At 63.4% G+C, this 15,824-nt stretch carries 8 protein-coding genes; 3 read left to right on the forward strand and 5 right to left on the reverse strand.

Annotated elements, in window-relative coordinates; genetic code table 11:
* Nucleotides 1–141: 141 nt before the first annotated feature.
* The 3 genes from mrdA to VGL22_RS09645 all read left to right on the forward strand — a co-directional run bounded on the left by mrdA (nucleotide 142) and on the right by VGL22_RS09645 (nucleotide 7,190).
* Nucleotides 142–2,175, forward strand: coding sequence for a penicillin-binding protein 2 (mrdA, locus tag VGL22_RS09635; RefSeq protein WP_465266698.1), 2,034 nt, complete (start codon nucleotides 142–144; stop codon nucleotides 2,173–2,175).
* A complete protein-coding gene (gene rodA / locus VGL22_RS09640) occupies nucleotides 2,175–3,278 on the forward strand; it encodes a rod shape-determining protein RodA (RefSeq protein WP_465266699.1) in 1,104 nt (367 codons plus the stop codon). Before mrdA ends, rodA begins: the two co-directional genes overlap by 1 nt.
* A gap of 534 nt (nucleotides 3,279–3,812) precedes the next feature.
* Nucleotides 3,813–7,190 carry an Rne/Rng family ribonuclease gene (locus VGL22_RS09645; RefSeq protein ID WP_465266700.1) on the forward strand — a complete coding sequence of 1,126 codons (3,378 nt, stop codon included), beginning with the start codon at nucleotides 3,813–3,815 and terminating at the stop codon, nucleotides 7,188–7,190.
* A 486-nt stretch (nucleotides 7,191–7,676) separates the two neighbouring features.
* Here the strand turns inward: VGL22_RS09645 and VGL22_RS09650 are convergent, their stop codons facing one another.
* The 5 genes from VGL22_RS09650 to VGL22_RS09670 form a co-directional block, all read right to left on the reverse strand.
* Complete coding sequence (locus VGL22_RS09650) at nucleotides 7,677–9,851, reverse strand: alpha-galactosidase (protein ID WP_465266701.1); 2,175 nt, start codon at nucleotides 9,849–9,851, stop codon at nucleotides 7,677–7,679.
* Between the two features lie 106 nt (nucleotides 9,852–9,957).
* On the reverse strand, nucleotides 9,958–11,934 hold the full coding sequence (locus VGL22_RS09655) for a DUF4914 family protein (protein WP_465266702.1): 1,977 nt from the start codon (nucleotides 11,932–11,934) through the stop codon (nucleotides 9,958–9,960).
* A gap of 426 nt (nucleotides 11,935–12,360) precedes the next feature.
* Nucleotides 12,361–12,690 (reverse strand): hypothetical protein, encoded by a 330-nt coding sequence (locus VGL22_RS09660; protein ID WP_465266703.1) that lies wholly within the window; start codon nucleotides 12,688–12,690, stop codon nucleotides 12,361–12,363.
* A gap of 954 nt (nucleotides 12,691–13,644) precedes the next feature.
* Nucleotides 13,645–15,300 (reverse strand): SpoIIE family protein phosphatase, encoded by a 1,656-nt coding sequence (locus tag VGL22_RS09665; RefSeq protein ID WP_465266704.1) that lies wholly within the window; start codon nucleotides 15,298–15,300, stop codon nucleotides 13,645–13,647.
* 29 nt (nucleotides 15,301–15,329) lie between these two features.
* Nucleotides 15,330–15,671 (reverse strand): hypothetical protein, encoded by a 342-nt coding sequence (locus VGL22_RS09670; protein WP_465266705.1) that lies wholly within the window; start codon nucleotides 15,669–15,671, stop codon nucleotides 15,330–15,332.
* Nucleotides 15,672–15,824 lie beyond the last annotated feature (153 nt).

The raw sequence follows: 15,824 nt of genomic DNA on the forward strand, positions 1-15,824 counted from the left end.
TTGCCTGAAAGCGGCGAGAGGTGAAGCCGATCCCGAACGGGTGCGTCTAACAAGTACTTCTCCTGATCCAGACTGTGCAACTGTGAGTGGCGCAAGTCGCGAGTGCGAGTTGGATTCGCTGTATCGTATATAGAGAAACGCATGTATTCCGAGCGCAGTAATCGCGGCGAAAAGCTCTCCTCCCTGAAATCGGCGGCGGTGCAGTACGGCATTCTGCTTCTGATGTTGGCGTTGGGCGCCGGCCTGTGGCGTCTGCAGGTGCTGGGCGCGACCAACTTCCGCGAGCTGGCGGAGCAGAACCGCATTCGCAAGGTGCCCATCCTGGCGCCGCGAGGCAAACTCTTCGATCGTGAAGGGCGGCTGATCGTTGATAACTACCCGTCGGTGACGTGCTTCCTGGTGCGCGAGCAAAACAAGAACGTGGACGCCGACCTGCCGATCATTGCACAGGGCTTGCACCTCGATCTTGACCAGTTGCAGGCGACACTGAAGCGCTTCCGCAGTGCGGCGGGGTACCAGCCCATTCCCATCAAGCAGGACATCACCGCCGACGAGCAGGCCTTTATTGAGGCGCACAGGAACGAGCTGCCGGAGCTGGAGACGATTGAGGAGGAGCGGCGGCTCTATCCGCGGGACGGGTTCGCGGCGCACCTGATCGGGTATGTGGGCGAGGTGAGCGAAGACGATCTGAACAACAATCCTCGCTATGCCGCTTATCAGCCGGGAGATGTGGTGGGGAAGGCGGGCATTGAGGAGACCTACGACCAGGTTCTGCGCGGCGAGGATGGGTCGAAGGATGTGATCGTCGACAGCCATGGGCGCGAGATGGGGGTGCTGGGGACGCAGCACGCCAAGCCTGGCCAGGACCTGAAGCTGACGATCGACCTTGATTTGCAACGCGAGGCGGAGATTGCGCTGGGCGAAAACAACGGCGCGGTGGTGGTGATGGATCCGCGCAATGGCGACATTCTGGCGCTGGTGTCGCACCCCAGCTACGACCCGAATGCTTTTGCGGTGCGGATCACGCGGAACGAATGGAACAAGCTCATTACCGATCCGCGGCACCCCCTGATGAACAAGGCCATCCAGGATCAATTGGCGCCGGGATCGACGTTCAAGATCATCATGTCCGCCGCCGGACTGCAGGAGGGCGTGGCACAGGATATGCGCGTGAACTGCGCGGGTGGCGGCACATTCTACGGACGCTTCTTCCATTGCGACAAACATCACGGCGTGCTGGCGATTCAGCAGGCGATTCCTCTATCGTGCGATACGTTTTTCTATGCGCTGGCGCAGAGGCTGGGAATCGACACGATTTCCAGGTACGCGACCTCGTTCGGCCTGAGCCAGAAAACAGGGATCGATTTGCCCAACGAGATGTCGGGAGTGATGCCGTCGACGCAGTGGGAGTGGAAGAACTATCACCAGAAGTACTATGCCGGCAACACGATCTCAGTGGGTATTGGGCAGGGCGAGACGCAGGTGACGCCGCTGCAACTTTTGCGGGCGCTGAGCGGGATCGCTTCCGATGGACACTTTGTGCGGCCGCACACGGTTATAGCCGGCCAGGTGCCGGAGGATTTCCAGCACGCGATCATCGACAGCTTCCCCGGGTCGGGCGAGAAGACCGTGAACCTTGATCCTGGTACCTGGATGACGGTGACAGAGGGCATGGCGGCGGCGACCACCACCGGCACGGCGGCAGCCAGCCATATTGAAGGCGTGGACTTTGCCGGCAAGACGGGCACGGCGCAGGTGGTGGGCGGCGGCGATACACACGTGAAAGGCGGTGCCCGCACGCCGAACTCCTGGTTCGTGGGCATGGTGCCGCGGCGCAATCCCGAACTGGCCGTGGTGGTGCTGCAGGAGCACGGCGACTGGGGCGCAAATTCGGCGCACATTGCCCAGGCGATTGTGACCACGTATGTAAATAAGGAGCGTAAGCGCTCCAACAACCTGCTGCAGAAGGCGAGCGAACCGGTGAAGCCGGTGGAAGTAGGCGCGGTGTGGACGACTCCGGACGGAGCCGATCCCAAGCGGGTAGCCGAGCAGCTTCACAGCGGGCATTTCTTCGTGGATACGGCAACATCGGCACAGCAGGTGGCAATGAAGCCCGTGAGCCTTGAGGCGTTGTTGGACGCGGTCCCACTGCGCTGGAAAGAAGGGCTTCGCTAATGCGCCGCATCTTGAGCTTTCGCGATTTTGACTGGGGACTGCTGCTGATTGTGCTGCTTCTCTGCGGGATCTCGGTGATGGAGATTCACTCCGCAACCTTGCACACCAAGTACATTGGTTTCGACAAGAAGCAGGTAGCGTGGGTGGTGGGCGGCCTGTTTGCGATGTTTTTGTTTTCACGCATCGACTACCACAAGCTGATCGACATTGTGCCGTGGTTCTACGGGTTCTTCGCATTGGCCCTGGCGGCGGTGCTGGTCCCCGGCATCGGACATAAGGCTCTCGGCGCCCGGCGCTGGATCAAGCTGGGGCCCATCCTTTTTCAGCCCTCGGAGTGGATGAAGCTGGTGATGATCCTGATGGTGGCGCGGTACTTCGCCAACCTGGGAGGCAGGTCGCTGACCTGGAAGGAGATATTCAAAGCCTTTGGGCTGGTGGGCGTGCCGCTGCTCTTGATCCTGAAGCAGCCGGATCTGGGCACGACGCTGACCTACGTGCCGGTGTTGGTGATCGGCTTGTTTCTGGGCGGGATCGACTGGAAGCAGGCGGCGATCCTGGTGACTGCGGCCATGGTGCTGGTGATGGGCGGATGGAGCAGCGGCAAGCTACTGAAGCCCTATCAGAAAGCGAGGCTGACTGGCTTCATCAACCCTGACAATGATCCGCGCGGCGCCGGATACCAGGTGCTCCAAGCCAAAATCGCGGTGGGTGCGGGCGGCATCTGGGGCAAAGGCGCGGAGAAGGGGACGCAGACGCAGGGCGCGTTCATTCCCATCCCGCACGCGGACTTTATCTTCGCGGCGTTTTGCGAGGAACATGGGTTCGTGGGCGCGATATTCGTGCTGCTGCTATACTTCCTTGTATTGATGCGTTTGATTCAAAACGCTCAAACAGCCGCCGACCTTGCCGGATCTCTGATTATTATGGGGATTGTGGCTGCGCTGACCTTCCAGATCATGGTCAACGTGGGCATGGTCATAGGCTTTATGCCGGTCACCGGAATCCCTTTACCGTTATTGAGTTACGGCGGATCTTCGGTACTGTTCACCTTCCTGGCGCTGGGCGTGGCGAATAACGTGCGCATGCGCCGGTTCGTGAACTAGCCAGCATCAAACGGTTTGTTCCAAAGAGCGGCGCACGGTGCGCCGCAAGGAAAGAGTTTTCAATCACTTGGCCGGCCAGGTTCCAAAGGGACCGCGGGCCCGGCAGGATTGGGTTCATGAGCACGCAGAAACGGGTTGGCTGCAGGCAAGGTGCCCCGGAGCGCGCGAGAGGCAGGGCTAACAATGACCCCTCTCAGGTAGCGTGGCACGTCTGGGCGTTTGCAGTCAGTGTAACGGCCCCGTTCATGTCAATGATTGTGTTGGCGTGGAGCAGGTTGGCCACAAAATTTCTGCAAAAGGATCAGCCACATAGACATCGCGTTCAGCCTCAGGTTGAGGTTGAACTCCCTGGATCCCCGCCGCCCCCAGGGGCGCGTGTACGCCAGCTTGGCCGGCATCTAGCCCGCCAGCTTACGTCTCCGGGTGCTCCAGAGTCTCCAGGTCATCCTGCCATTCCCCTGCCTACCGGATTCGCGACTTCCCTCTTGGGCCTGCCGTATGACCCGGCCGATTTTCGCCGGGCGGAAAGGCAAGATGGCAAAAGAGATTTGTATCTCCTCTACGCCGCATGAGACGCGGCTCGCGATTCTGGAAGACGACCAGCTCGCTGAAATTTATTACGAACGCGAAAACGAATACACCCTGGCGGGTTCCATTTACAACGGGCGCGTGACGCGTGTGCTCCCCGGCATGCAGTCGGCGTTTGTAGATCTGGGACTGGAGCGGGACGCGTTCCTGTATGTCACAGACTTTCTGGAGCTTGAAGACCAGGAAGAGAGCGACGAGATTGAACGGGCGGCGGCCTCGGGCGGCAGCCAGGCACCGCGCGAGGTTCGCCAGGGTGGCGAGCGGGACCGCGAGGGCGGCGAACGCGGCGCCGAACGAGGTGGCGAACGCGGCGCCGAACGAGGTGGCGAGCGCGGTGGCGAGCGCGGTGGCCGACGGGATGGGCGGCAGGAGCGTGGCGGCCGTGATCGTGATCGCGGGCGTGACCGTGAGCAAGGCGGCGACCGGCGGCCGGCGCCGGAAGCGCCAATTGAAGTGCAGCCCGTAGAAACGGCCGTGCAGCTTCCTCCCGAGCCGGTTCATGCAGAACAGGAAGAAGAAGGTCTGGAAGGTGGCGGCAAGCGGTGGCGTGGACGGCGTCGTCGGCGCGGCGGCCGCGGCGGCGCGCAGCCGGGCTCCGATCCGGTGGAGACTGAGGCTGCGGCAGAGACCTACCTCGATCCGCAGGCGGCTCCCGAACTGGATGTGACCGGTGAGCTGCAGGGATCGGGTGAGCGGCACTCCTATTACGAGCGCGAAGCGGCGGCACCGGCCGCGCCGCAAGGAAGGGTCGGGCAGCCCGTCTCGGTAAGACAGCCCGCATCGCAGGAAAAGCCTTTGTCGGGGAGCCGGGCAGAAGCGCCGGCATTTGTGTTGCCGGGCGAGTCGCTGTCGAAGTACGGCGTACAGCCTGCGGCCACGGCTCAGAAACCCGCGGCGCGGGCGCGGCCGTCGTCGACGTCGAAGCCATCCACGATGGTGGAGTCGCCGCTACATTGGGATGGCAGCGGACTGTTGCCGGGCGAGTCGCTGGCGCGGCATCGGAGTCGTGCGGCGGAGGTACCGGCGAGCCAGGTGGATGCGGAGCCGCAGGGCGTGTTTTCCGACGCGGGAAGCAGGTTCGAATATCAGGAGGAGACGGCGTCTGGCGACGAGATGATGGAGTCGGCCTATGTGACGCCGGAAGAGCAGCCACTGCGCGTCGAAGAACTAGAGGAAGAGGAGTTCGTGGCGGAGGAGCAGCCGCTCCAGGCTGAAGAGCTTGTCGAAGAAGAACTGGTTGGGGAAGATCAGCCCATCGAGGACCTTCCGGGCGCGCCGGCGGAGGTCGAAGCGGCCGATGCTGCTCCGGTTGCGGAGACTGCTCCGGCGGCCGAAACCGATCCCTTCGCCGATCCGTTCTTCACGGAGTCGCGGGGGCACCAGGGCCACGAGCATGAGTCGCACGCGCAACACGGCGCGACGGTCAATGAAGAAGAAGCGCGCACCGCGGCTGCCGAGCAGCCCGAGCACGAAGGGCATGTTGACGCGTCGGCGGAAGGCGCGGCACACGGCGAAGCGGAAGAGGACGACCGCAGCGCTTCGCATCATGTGGATCCGCTGCCGCCGAGCGAGTTCCGGCTGTTTGGACTCGGTGGGAAGAAGAAGAAGGATGATGCCTCGGAGTATCCCCCTGCCGTACGTGTGCCTGCGGCGACCGAGCATGAGTCCGTGAGCCGGGCGACAGCGGCTTCGACCTTTGCGCCGGGGCAGGGCCTGGTCGAGGAGGAGACGATCGAGGAAGAGGAGTTCGACGCTCCCGGCCATTCCCATCACCGGCACGAAGAGGGCGATCTCGAGGACTACGAAGAAGAAGAGAAGCACCACACCTCGATCCGCTCGGGAGACCTGGGCGAGATGTTGCAGGAGGCCCACCTCGATCACAAGATACAACTCCGGTTCGACGACAAGGCGGTTGCCGAAGCGGATGAGGACGCTGAAATTGACGATGAAGACGAAGAAGAAGAGGGCGGCGAGGAGCCGGTAGCGACCGAAGGTGCTCCCGCACCGAACCGCGAACGCCGTGATCGAGGCGGACGGGGGCGTCGCGGTCAGCAGCAGCGTGGCGCCGGCGGCAATCGTCGCGGCGGGCCATCGCGCCGTTCGGCGCAGACCTCGGATCTGCCGATCATCAGCGATCTGCTGAAGCCGGGTCAGGAGATTCTGGTACAGATCGCCAAGGAGCCCATTGCCAAGAAGGGTGCGCGGATCACGAGCCACATAGCGCTGCCGGGCCGGTTCCTGGTGTTCATGCCCACGGTTTCTCACGTTGGCGTGAGCCGCAAGATCGCGTCGGACGACGAGCGTCAGCGCCTGAAGCGGATTCTAATCAGTGAGCGTGGCGAGACGGGCGGCGGCTTCATTGTGCGCACCGCGGCTGAGGGTGCGAGCGAGGAAGAACTCCGCGCCGACCTGCGGTTCCTGATTCACCTGTGGGACGAGATCAAGGATCGCTCTGAGAAATCCAAGTCGCCTGCGCTGATCTACCACGATTTGTCGCTGATCGAGCGGATCCTGCGTGACCAGGTAAGCGAGAACTTCTCGGCCATCTGGGTGGATTCGCAGGACGACTACGAGCGGATTGTGCGCTTCCTGAATCGCTTTGCGCCCAACATGGTGCGCAGGGTGAAGCTCTACACCAAGGAGACGCCGCTGTTTGATCACTTCGGGATTCAGGATGAAATCTCGAAGGCACTGCGGTCCAAGGTATGGCTGAAGTCGGGTGGATCGATTGTGATCAACCAGACCGAGGCGCTGGTGGCAATCGATATCAACACCGGCAAGTACGTGGGCAAGACGGCGCGGCTTGAAGACACCATCGTCAAGACGAACCTGGATGCGATTCCGGAGATTGTGCGGCAGATCCGGCTGCGCGACCTGGGCGGCATCATCATCATCGACTTCATCGACATGGACGAGCGCAAGAACCGCTTCAAGGTAATGGCGGCGCTCGAAGAGGCGCTGAAGCAGGATCGGGCGCCGACCAAGGTGCTTCAATTCAACGATTTCGGACTGGTGGCGATTACGCGTAAGCGCGTGAAGCAGTCACTGGAGCGGACGCTGAGCGTGCCGTGCCCCACCTGCCAGGCAACCGGCATGGTGAAGAGCCCGGCCACGGTGGCTAACGAGATCTACATTGAGCTGCGGAAGATGCGGCGGCACTTCGAGAATCCCGATGTGCTGGTGCGCGTCCACCCTGAGACGGTGAAGGTGCTGAAGGCCAACAATGCACGCTGGTTGACGGACTTCGAAGACCTGACGGGCAAGAGCATCCTGGTGAAGAGCGATGCCACGCTGCATCCGGAGCAGTTCGATATCCAGGGGTAAAAGTCAGGGAAAAAGGACAGAGGGAAAGAGGAACGAGGGAGGGCCGGAGCGAAAGCTCCGGCCCTCCCTGTTTTGGACTACTCAGGGGAGAATGCGGAAGGGCGTTTAGCGCAGCGGGGAGGCGGAGCCTGCGAGGGTGGCAAGGACGAGGGAAGCGATGAGGCAGGCGGCGAAGATAAGGCCGGCGCGGGTGGCGCGGGATTCGAGGTTGCTCATGGGGTTGCGGGTCCTCCGTCTCGCTTAGGTGTTCCAGGTCACTTGAACGGTTCTAGTTTCGCGGAAGAGAGACGTGTGTGGCAGTGATGGAAGTCACACGCCAGTGGTGCGGAGAGTCGTGGCCGAGGAAAAGTGGTGGATTCGCCGTTTCACTCTGTCTACAGAAAGAAGCCGGCGATTTGTGGTGGAACGGGCAGAGGCCGAGTGAGGTTCGTGGTCTCCCCATCCTGTCGACAGAAAGAAGTCGCCAGGAAAGGGCACGGGGATGTTTCAGCGAGGCGGCGGCGCGCCTGTGAGGAACACCAGTTCGGAGCTGAGGGGCTGGGCGAGGGTGAGGGTGAGGCCTTGCAGGAGTTCGCGGCCTGTGGCGGGTCGGTCGGGCGAGGTGCCGTCCTGGAAGTGCAGGGTGTAGGTTTGGGCGGGGTCGAGGCCCGCGAGCGGGAAGGCGTGTTGCGGCTCGCCGGGGGCTGAGCCGCGGAAGGCGTAGACGACACCCTGCTTGCGGGCGGGGTTCCAGTATTCGAGAGCGTCCCAGTGCATACCATCCGGGCGAGGCGAGATGTGGAAGAGCTGGGCGTCACGGATGAGGGGGCGGAGTTTCTCCTTGTAAAGGGCGATGGCGTCTTTCGCGGACTGATGCTGCTCGGGTGTCCAGGCGGAGGTGTCGAGCATGAGGGTGAGCCAGCCCATCATGCCGCTGCGCAGCATGTAGAGGAAGTTTTCGGGCCAGGGAGTGGGCCATTTTTCCACGTAGCTTTCAAGCATGGCGGTGGGGAGCATGTAGCTGGTGTCGTAGAAGGCGCGGCGGTTGGAGAGCGGGTCGTAGGAGTCGGTCATGGAGAAGTAGTCGCCGTGGGCGGCGGAGCCGAAGTCGATCATGCGGCCGCCGTCGTTGCAGATCTCGAAGAGAAGGCCGGGGTGGCGGGCGCGGGTGCGGGCGTAGATGTCGTAGTAGGCGCGGGTGGCGTGGTAGCTGACGTCGGTGGAGTTATCGGCATCGACAAAGTCGAAGCCGGAGTCGTGGGTGATCCTGATGGTGCTCTGGTTGGGAGGGGCGTGTGGGTGATCGCGTCGGATGCAGCCCTGCGCGACGAGGTAGCCGTCCTGCTCGAGCATGTCGAGGTGGTTGTCGTCGATGAGGCGGTTGACCTCTTTCAGTAGATGGTCGTGGGCGGCGGGAACGCCGAGGTCGACGGTCTCACCTTTGAACTCTTCTGGCTTCCAGTTGGGCGGGAGATCGCTGACGATCCAGTCGGCGACTTTGGGGTCGCGGACGTTGAGCGCGTCATGTTCCGGGCTGATGCCGGCCTGCGTCCAGTCGACCCAGATGCCGAAGCGGAGGCCCTGGCGGTGGGCTTCGTCGGCGATGGGGGCGAGCCCGCGCGGGAATTTGTTGGGGTCGGGGTACCAGTCGCCGACGCCGCGGAACCAGCCGGCGTCGATGTGGAACATTTCGACACCGAGCTCTTTGGATTCGGTGATCATGCGAAGGGCGAGGGGCTCGTCGACGGCCATGCCGCTGCCCCAACTGTTGTTGACCACGTAAGGATAGTGAGGATCTTTCCAGGTGAGGGGGTTGCCGAGGGCGGCGCGGATCCAGGGGCGGAGCTGATTGGCAGCGCCGTCAGGCCCGCCCGAGAAGGCGCCGAAGAAGACGGTCGGGGTTTCAAAGCTGCCGCCGGGAGTCAGGCGGGTGCGGAAGGGGCCGGGGACCGGATTCAGGCCGAGGACCGCGGTGATGCGGTTGGCGTGACGTTCAACGGAGATGCGGGTGCGGCCGCTGAATTCGATGCCGGCGTACCAGCCTTGCTGGGGTTGTGCGTTGTTGAAGACGAGGACGGCAGGGATGATTTCGCGGGGTTCGCCGGGGCCTGGATGTGCGTAGGTGGAAGATGTGCCGGTCCAGTTGTAGCTGTCGGCGATGGTGTCGAGGTGAGTGCCCTGCGGAGAAGGTTTGTCTGCGCCTTTTTCGACGTAGAAGGCGCGGGGGTCGTCGCCGGGGTGTACACGGATGTCGAGGCGGAGGGAGTCGATGAGGGGAAGCCATATCTCCTGGTTGCCGAGGTTCTCGACGGTGATTGTGTGCTCAATGGGGCCGTGGCTAGCGGGCGCGCGCCACGCCCAGCGAAGGCGGAGGCGGGGTTGGGCGGATTCGTAGACGAGGACGGCGAGGTCGGGGTAGTGATGCTCGTCGAGTTCGGGCTTGTGCTGCCAGGTGAGGGGGACGGAGATGCCGCTCGCTTCTACGGAGGCGGGGAGGGATTCTTCGGCGCGGTTGGAGACGTCGAGGTGATTGCCCTGCATGACGGCGATTTGCGGGTTGGCGTGAAGGCCGTCGAGCATGAGGCTTACGTCGTAGGTGCGGACGATGGGTTGGGGTGGGACGGTGGTGGCGTGGGCGGGGGTCGCCAGGAGAAGGAAAGCGAAGAGGGCGAGGTGTTTCATGACGTACGTTGATTAGACGCCATCGGGGTAAGAGTGCGGCCTGGGCGGCGTGAGGCGGAAAGGCAGAGTCGCTGACCCGCTAACTTGCTGACCCGCCAACTCCGCTCTAGTGGTCTTCGTCGCGGAACATGGGGTGTGGGATGAGGCGGCGGTAGTCGTCGTTCGTCGCGTTGTCGAGGCAGGCTTCGATGATGGTGCGGCCCAGGGGATCGAGGTGGGGGACGAGGAACTGCTGGAGTTCTTTAGCGAAGAACTCGCGCCACTGGCGGGCACCTTCTTGGTAGACATCGGGGCCGCCCTGAATCTGCTCTTCAACGCGGAAGAAGACGCGCGGGATGATGGAGCCTTCCACTTTGAGCTGGCTGGGGATGTAGCCGAGGAGGGCGCAGGGAGCTTCGTCCACCTGCTCGCGGCCGAACTTGGCCGAGCCGCGGCGGGCGAGGTATTCCCGGGCGATCCACTCCGCCATGAAGCCGACTTTCCAGGCGCCAATGTGCTGGTTGGGGATGAGGACGTGGCGAGTTTCGGGTGTGTCGATGATCTGGCGGAGGAGCAGGTTGGCCTGGTCGACGCGGCGACCGGTGGCGAATGCCCAATAGGAGCCGACTCCTTCGGATTGCATTTCCTTTGACTTGCTGGCCTGGATGCTGGGGTTGGCATGGCCGCGCGGCGCGACCAGGCGCCAGAGCCAGGCGAGCGCCGGCGAGAGCACGTGCATGAGGCCGAGGATGCCGTAGAGGCGCGCGTCTTTGTGGGTGGCCGGGCAGCGGACGCCGAAGGAGCGGACATCGACGTTGCGCGGGCCGGCGGCGATGTCGGTGATCATGCGGCGGGGAAGGATGACGCGGGGGTTGGGGCAAACCTTTCCGGGAGCGTCTTCGACGTGCTCCCAGGTGAGGCAGGTGCCGCCGGGGACGATGTAGTGGTTGAGGAAGACGAGGGGCTCGGGGGGATCGATGCAGAGGCGCTCGAGGTTGGGGGCGGTGCCGTAGGCGTGAATGTGATCGACGCGGACGAACCAGGCGTTTTCGGCATCGGCAATGGTGAGGCGGCCGGAGCGGCCCTGGTAGCTGGGATGGGCGCAGGCCATGTCGTCGGCGATGGGGCGGAGGTGGCAGGCCTCGGGGAGGTTGAGGGTGCGCTCCTCTTTGGTGAGGACGTTGCGGCCGATGAGGAGGCGGCCGTCTTCCATGCGATGGACGGGTTCGGTCATCTCGGATTTGCCGCCGCCGGAGGCGCCTTCATGCATGAGGATGAGCTGGTTTTCGTAGGGGGTGATGACGGCGACAGCGGCGCAGTGGTTGGTGGTCCAGCCTTCGCGCTCGCCGATGTCGAGGAGCATGGAGTAAACGCCCTTCTTGGCGCTGGGGCCGGGATAGAGGTTGTAGGCGAAGACCTCCTGATGGGTGGCGGCGCGGTCATGAACGACGACCTGGCGGCCGGCGAAGTGGGTGTGGCGGAAGGGTGGGGCGACGAAGAGGACGCCGCCGGTAATGCGGAAATGCGTGGGGACCTGGCTGCGGGGGATCATGCCCTGGAGGTCGGCTAAGGCAGCGGCGAAGAAGGCGGCCTGGCGGGGAACGATGAGCAGCGAGCCGTAACCGAGCTTGTCCTCGCCGGCGTAAAAGGGCATGGCGACGAGTTCCTGGGTTTTGAGCCAGTCGAGCGTCTGCTGGCGGGTCTGGTCGAAGGGTTCGCCGAAGCGCTCGGTGTAGGTGGGCTTGTCTGTGGGGAGGCTGTCGCCGATGACCATGGCGTCAGGGTCGCGGCGGCGCATGGCGGGATCCGGGAAGTTGATGGCGAGGCCGTTGCGGGCCTTGGTGATGACGGCTTCCGCGATGCGGCCAAGGCCGGGGGTTTGAAAGACGGCTTCATAGACGCCGTGGTCGTCGCGGTTGCCGAGCGTCCAATCGGTTTCGCCGGAGGTGCGGCCGAGGGCCCAATCGAGGAGTTGGGTGCGCGTCTCGGGGGTCTGGACCAGCGGAGCGGCGGAGAGAACTTGATGGACGTGGGCGGGGAGTTCGAGGTCGGCCCAGCAGGACTGGAAGTCGAGGACACCGGGGGCGAAGGCGGCAACGGCCATGGCGGCTCTCTTTCTGGTGCGTGCGTTCGGGGAGGTTGGGGCGGATTGCGCCAGGAGTCTCCACCCCTTTTATCCCAAACCTCACCACGATTGGCAGTGAGCGCCGTCACCACCTGCGGTGGGGCCAAGCGCGGCTTCGCCGCCATCCCGGTTGAGGGTGGGGTTCAGTCGCTTCCGCCCGGTTTGGCCCAGGGAGGAACGAGGGCAGGGTGGGTGGGGGGGGTGGGAGTTACGTTTTCGTACACACGGCGCCGGCCCCTGCCTGGTGGGTGGTTTCGCCTTATCTATGCTTTTTGTTCGGGTTCAGGGCGAAAGTTTCGAGGGGGTCTTGTCTTACTACTAAGCCTATTTTTATGAATAATTTAACTGCATAAAATGTATATGCATGCGGGCAGGAAAAAAGGGGACCACCAGGTAATCGTCTGGTTACTCCTCTGAGCTCAGAACGGATTCGGGAGGGAGGGCGCTGAGGGCGTGGCGTGCTCCTGTGATGAGACGCGAGCCTTCTTTTTGGCCGAAGACGCGGAGATTCATGCCGCGGATGACGCAGCAGATGAAGTCCTGAAGGGAGGCCCGGTCGGTGAAGTCGGGCATGGCTTCCCGGTAGGCCTGGTCGGCCAGGGTGCGATTCTTACCGCCGTTTGCGGCGCCCTGCGAGAAGGCTGCCCGGCAGCGCTGGACAGCGGCGATGGCGTGATGGGGAGGGGGGTGGGGGGTGGCGGCTTCCGTGGCTGAGTTGTAGAGCGGGATGGACATGAGTTGGGATCCTCTCGGGCAAGAAAAAGCCGCCGGGGGCGCCGGCGGGCTGGTGTTTTGCTGATCTACTTCAAGGCTAGCAAATTCGATGGGTACTTTGACACGGTTTTCGGAATTATTTTCTGCTTTGTTTTCAGCGGGTTGAGGGGGTTTTCTTCAAGTTGGGGGGCTTGACAGGGTTTTTCGGGGTTATCCGGCCCTGGCCGCAAAACAACGACGCGGCGAGGGGGGGCGGATTATGCGGACTTTGCCTGTGGCTCCTCACGAACAGTCTGGTTGGTTGAGTTTTCCGCCGCCCCTACGGGGCTCCGAAGATTGTGTTGGGCTGCGTACCCAGGACTTTGTCCTGGGCTAATGGCCTGCCGTCCCTCCGGGACTGTGCCTTGGCGGTCGCGATCTCCGGGCTCATTCTGGGTTCATTCCACGGTGCAACTCGTAGCACGCGAGTCGGGCGCGGGTGGGGTTTCCCACGCTAGTCGCAAAGACAAGGACGCGGCGAGGGGTGGGGTGCCGGGGTGGTGGTGGATTATGCGGACTTGCCTGCGGCTCCTCACGAACAGTTTGGTTGGTTGAGTTTTCCGCCGCCCCTACGGGGCTCCGAAGATTGTGTTGGGCTGCGTACCCAGGACTTTGTCCTGGGCTAATGGCCTGCCGTCACTCCGGGACTGTGCCTTGGCGGTCGCGATCTCCGGGCTCATTCTGGGTTCATTCCACGGTGCAACTCGTGGCACGCGAGTCGGCCGGGTCAGGATGACGGGCGGTTCGTGGGTTTCCCAACCTGTCGCCAGAAAAAAGGCGACAGGATGGGGCACCCGGCAACCGGGTTTGTGGGGGTGGCTAGAAGCGGGTCCTTCACTTCGTTCAGGATGACAAGCGTATTTGGATGACAAGCGTTTCAGGATGACAAGCGTTTCTGGATGACAAGGGTTTTTGGATGACAGGCGTTTTTGGGGGTTAGTGGGCGAGGTAGCGGAGGTGGAGGAGGGTGCAGTCGTCCTGGGCGGGGTGGGGGTCATGGAAGTTTTTCACGAGTTGGAGAATCTCGTGGATGTTGGCGGAGGCGGCGCAGGCGTGGAAGCGATCGGTGCCGAACTGTTCTTCGCGGGCGTTTTCAGCTTCAAGGATGCCATCGGTAGCGAGGAGGATGGAGTCGCCGGGTTGGAGGCGGGTGCTGGCGGCGGTGTAGGTGGCTTCGGCGATGAGGCCGACCATGAGGTTGGATTCGAGGAGGGAGGTGACGGAGCCGTTGGAGACGAGGAGCGGCTGAATGTGGCCGCAGTTGACCCACTCGAGCTCACCGCCGGGGTGGAGCTTCATGAGCACGGCGGTCGCGTATTTGCCGACGCTGCGGGTGCAGAGGAAGCGGTTGAGGACGGCGGCGATGGCGGTGAGCGGCTGGTTGGCGAGGAACTGGGCGTGGATGATGCCTTGCAGGGTGGCGGCGACGATGGAAGCGGGGATGCCTTTGCCGGAGACGTCGGCGATGACGATGCCGAGGGCGTCGGGGAGGAGGACGGCGTCGTAGAAGTCGCCGCCGATCTCGCTGCAGGGCACGGCGCGGGCTTCAAGGGCGGCATAGGGCGCCTGGGGAAGATCGACGGACATGAGGCCGGCGTGGATGCGCGCGGCGATGGCGAGCTCTTCGGCGGTCTGGCGGGCGCGCATCTCTCGTTCTGCGAGGAGAGCGTTTTCAAGCAGGGTGGCGGCTTCGTTGGCGATGGTTTCGAGCAGTTCGTGGTCGATGGAGTTGAGGCGGGCGGCGTCGGCCTGGCTATCGAGATAGAGAAGGCCGAGGAGGGTGCCGGGGTGCGCTGCGGAAGAGCGTTTGCGGAGGGGGATGCAGAAGATGCTGCGGATGAAGTTGACGATGACGCTTTCAGAGCGCGCGGCGTCGGCGCGGGTATCGCTGACGTAGAAGCGGGAGGAACCGTGGAGGGCGCTGTGGATGGCGCGGTGCGAGATGCCGGTGTCGTCGAGCAGGGGAGTGCCGTCGGAGCGAAGGCCGAGGGCGAGCCGCATGGCGTCTCCCTGTTCAGGCCGCGTGTCGTCGCGGAGGAAGACGAATCCGCGTTCGACGCCGGTGAGCTGAATGGAGAGCTGCAGGAGGGCGTGCAGGATGTCGGTACGGGCGGGGCCGGAGTTGAGCTTGCGGGCGGCAGAGAGGAGGAAATTGAGCTGGGCGAGTTCGCGGCCGGGTTCGCCGGCGGGTGCGGGCTCGTTCTTGCCTTCCAACGATATGCGGGAGAGAGCGCCGAGGAGGTCTTCAGCGAGTGAGGGTTCACGCTGCTGCGGTGCGGGAGTGCCGGTGTTGAAGCGGAGCTTGATGGCGCTGGGCGAGCCGAGCTGGATGATGTCGCCGGGGCGGAGGCCGGCGCGGGAGACGCGCGCACCGTTCACGAAGGTGCCGAGCGAGCTGTTCTGATCGACGACTTCGTATGCGGAGCCGGCGAGGCGGATGAGGGCGTGGCGCCGAGAGACGTAGCCGTCCCGCAGGCGCAGGTCCTGGTCGGTCTGTCGGCCGATGGAGACGGTGGGGGTGCGCAGCGGGAAGGTATGGGCGCCTTCGCTGTCGGTGTAGGAGAGAAACGCGAGCTGGGCAGAAGAATCCATGGGAAATCCTCAGCCGTCTTGGTTGCAACTCAGTGTGCGGCGTTCGGAGCGGATAGATCAGAAGGCTGAAGCTTGTCGACGGGGATGTGGCGGCCGCGGACCTCGACGATGGCGGAGCGGAGGCCGTCGGATGCCTGCACGAGGCTTTTGAGAGCGTTGACGATGCGGGTGGCGTCGTCGATGATTTTGGGCGCCATGACGATGCAGGCCATGATGGTGGTGGCGATGGCGGTGGCATCGCGGCTATCCATGACTTCGGCTTGAACGGTGTCGACCGAGGGGAGGCCGGCGAGTTCTGCGTGGAGTTTTTGTGCGAGCGCGTCCATGTCGGTACCGGGCTGCGCGTCGAATTGAATGGTGACCTCTGCCATTCGTTTTCTCTCCCGTGGGATGGGTAAATTCTCGTCGATTCTACACTGCGTCGGGCGGTGCAGGAGGCAGATTTTGCAGGCGTTTGCCGGGAGGAGACCGGGGCGGTGTCTGGCTTCAGGAGACTGGCTGAACTAACGAGGCTGATCGGCACG

Source organism: Occallatibacter sp. (assembly GCF_036502485.1).
Lineage (GTDB): Bacteria > Acidobacteriota > Terriglobia > Terriglobales > Acidobacteriaceae > Telmatobacter.

Coding starts and splice junctions, on each gene's coding strand:
- mrdA (WP_465266698.1), top strand. CDS start 142: ATGTATTCCGAGCGCAGTAATCGCGGCGAAAAGCTCTCCTCCCTGAAA.
- rodA (WP_465266699.1), top strand. CDS start 2,175: ATGCGCCGCATCTTGAGCTTTCGCGATTTTGACTGGGGACTGCTGCTG.
- VGL22_RS09645 (WP_465266700.1), top strand. CDS start 3,813: ATGGCAAAAGAGATTTGTATCTCCTCTACGCCGCATGAGACGCGGCTC.
- VGL22_RS09650 (WP_465266701.1), bottom strand. CDS start 9,851: ATGAAACACCTCGCCCTCTTCGCTTTCCTTCTCCTGGCGACCCCCGCC.
- VGL22_RS09655 (WP_465266702.1), bottom strand. CDS start 11,934: ATGGCCGTTGCCGCCTTCGCCCCCGGTGTCCTCGACTTCCAGTCCTGC.
- VGL22_RS09660 (WP_465266703.1), bottom strand. CDS start 12,690: ATGTCCATCCCGCTCTACAACTCAGCCACGGAAGCCGCCACCCCCCAC.
- VGL22_RS09665 (WP_465266704.1), bottom strand. CDS start 15,300: ATGGATTCTTCTGCCCAGCTCGCGTTTCTCTCCTACACCGACAGCGAA.
- VGL22_RS09670 (WP_465266705.1), bottom strand. CDS start 15,671: ATGGCAGAGGTCACCATTCAATTCGACGCGCAGCCCGGTACCGACATG.